1 rRNA gene is annotated in these 2,837 nt (G+C 52.9%); it reads right to left on the bottom strand.

Annotated features, from left to right (window positions below):
* Positions 1 to 2,837: ribosomal RNA gene (locus tag LG34_RS10275) — 23S ribosomal RNA — on the bottom strand; the annotation flags it as partial.

The raw sequence follows: 2,837 nt of genomic DNA on the forward strand, positions 1-2,837 counted from the left end.
CCACACTTCCACCTCTGCCCTATCTACCTCGTACTCTTCAAGGGTTTTTACTCCTTTAAAAGGATGGGATATCTCATCTTGGGGGGGACTTCACGCTTAGATGCCTTCAGCGTTTATTCCTTCCGGACTTGGCTACCCGGCGATGCCATTGGCATGACAGCCGGTACACCAGTGGTCCGTCCAGCCCGGTCCTCTCGTACTAAGGCCAGCTCCCCTCAGATATCCTACGCCCGCGCCGGATAGGGACCGAACTGTCTCACGACGTTCTGAACCCAGCTCGCGTACCGCTTTAATGGGCGAACAGCCCAACCCTTGGGACCTGCTACAGCCCCAGGATGCGATGAGCCGACATCGAGGTGCCAAACCACTCCGTCGATGTGAACTCTTGGGAGTGATAAGCCTGTTATCCCCAGGGTAGCTTTTATCCGTTGAGCGATGGCAATCCCACTTTATGCCACCGGATCACTAAGTCCTACTTTCGTACCTGCTCCACCCGTCGGTGTCGCAGTCAGCCTCCCTTCTGCCTTTGCACTCTTCTAATGGTTTCCGACCATTATGAGGGAAACTTTGAGCGCCTCCGATACCCTTTCGGAGGCGACCGCCCCAGTCAAACTCCCCGCCTGGCATTGTCCCACCGCCGGATCACGGCGGCTGGTTAGAAACCCGATATTGCAAGGGTGGTATCCCAACAGCGCCTCCCCTGAGACTGGCGTCCCAGGTTCTTAAGCTCCCACCTATCCTGTACATGCAATACCAGGCTCCAGTACCAAACTGGAGTAAAGCTCCATGGGGTCTTTCCGTCCTGGCGCGGGTAACCAGCATCTTCACTGGTACTTCAATTTCACCGGGTGCATTGTCGAGACAGCGCTCAAATCATTACGCCTTTCGTGCGGGTCGGAACTTACCCGACAAGGAATTTCGCTACCTTAGGACCGTTATAGTTACGGCCGCCGTTTACTGGGGCTTGGATTCAAAGCTTCGCTTGCGCTAACCTCTCCTCTTAACCTTCCAGCACCGGGCAGGCGTCAGCCCATATACATCACCTTACGGTTTCGCATAGACCTGTGTTTTTGCTAAACAGTTGCTTGAGCCTATTCTCTGCGGCCCACTTGCGTGGGCACCCCTTCTCCCGAAGTTACGGGGTCATTTTGCCGAGTTCCTTGACAATGCTTCTCCCGCCGGCCTTAGGATTCTCTCCTCATCCACCTGTGTCGGTTTACGGTACGGGCGCATGGCAAACAATAGCGGCTTTTCTCGACAGGAGGGGGCACATGCTTCGCTACTTCATTTCGCTCCACATCACGGCTTCGTCTTATGCACAGCGGATTTGCCTGCTGTGCGACTACCTCGCTTGTACCGGACTTTCCATTTCCGGCCCATGTTTCCCTCCCGTGTCCCCACAGTTCTGTTACCATGCGGTACAGGAATATCAACCTGTTGTCCATCGGCTACGCTTTTCAGCCTGACCTTAGGTCCCGACTTTCCCAGGGCAGATCAGCTTTACCCTGGAGACCTTGGATATTCGGCCACAAGGATTCTCACCTTGTTCTCGCTACTCATTCCGGCATTCTCTCTTCTTAGCACTCCACAGCTCCTTACGGTACTGCTTCTTCGCGTTAAGAATGCTCCTCTACCAATGACTATGTCATTCCTGAGCTTCGGTGGCATGTTTTAGCCCCGGACATTTTCGGCGCAGGACCTCTCGACTAGTGAGCTGTTACGCACTCTTTGAATGAATGGCTGCTTCTGAGCCAACATCCTAGTTGTCTTAGAGATCCCACATCCTTTTCCACTTAACATGCACTTTGGGACCTTAGCTGCAGGTCTGGGCTCTTTCCCTTTTGACTATCCAACTTATCTCGTATAGTCTGACTCCCGTTCATCATCTGTATGGCATTCGGAGTTTGATATCCCTTAGTAAGCTTTGACGCCCCCTTGGGAATTCAGTGCTCTACCTCCACCAGACTAAAACGAGGCTAGCCCTAAAGCTATTTCGAGGAGAACCAGCTATCTCCGGGTTCGATTGGAATTTCTCCGCTATCCACACCTCATCGCCACCCTTTTCAACGGATGTGCGTTCGGTCCTCCATTGCCTTTTACGGCAACTTCAACCTGGACATGGATAGGTCACCCGGTTTCGGGTCTGCACACACTGACTGACGCGCCCTATTAAGGCTTGGTTTCCCTGCGGCTCCGGGACTTCATCCCTTAACCTTGCCAGTATGCACAACTCGCCGGACCGTTCTACAAAAAGTACGCCGTCGGGCATATAAAGCCCTTCGACAGTTTGTAAACACAGGGTTTCAGGTTCTCTTTCACTCCCCTCCCGGGGTCCTTTTCACCTTTCCTTCACAGTACTATGCGCTATCGGTCACTAAGTAGTATTTAGCCTTACGGGGTGGTCCCCGCTCCTTCCATCAAGGTTCCACGTGTCTCGATGTACTCTGGATACTGCCATGCTGAATCACTTTTCGCTTACGGGGCTTTCACCCTCTCCGGCTGGCTTTCCCAAAACCATTCTGCTAAGCTCTTCAGATCAATTATGCAGTCCGAACCCCATGGTGCACGCACCATGGTTTGGGCTCTTCCGCGTTCGCTCGCCGCTACTTACGGAATCGATTGTTTCTTTCTCTTCCTCCGGCTACTTAGATGTTTCAGTTCACCGGGTTCCCCTCCATACGTTATGGATTGGCGTATGGATACATGAGGTGTTCTCATGTGGGTTTCCCCATTCAGAAATCTGCGGGTCAATGGATATTTGCTCCTTACCGCAGCTTATCGCAGCTTATCACGTCTTTCATCGGCTCTTAGTGCCAAGGCATCCACCCTGCGCTCTT

The organism is Eubacterium ramulus, from assembly GCF_003122485.1.
Lineage (GTDB): Bacteria > Bacillota > Clostridia > Lachnospirales > Lachnospiraceae > Eubacterium_I > Eubacterium_I ramulus_A.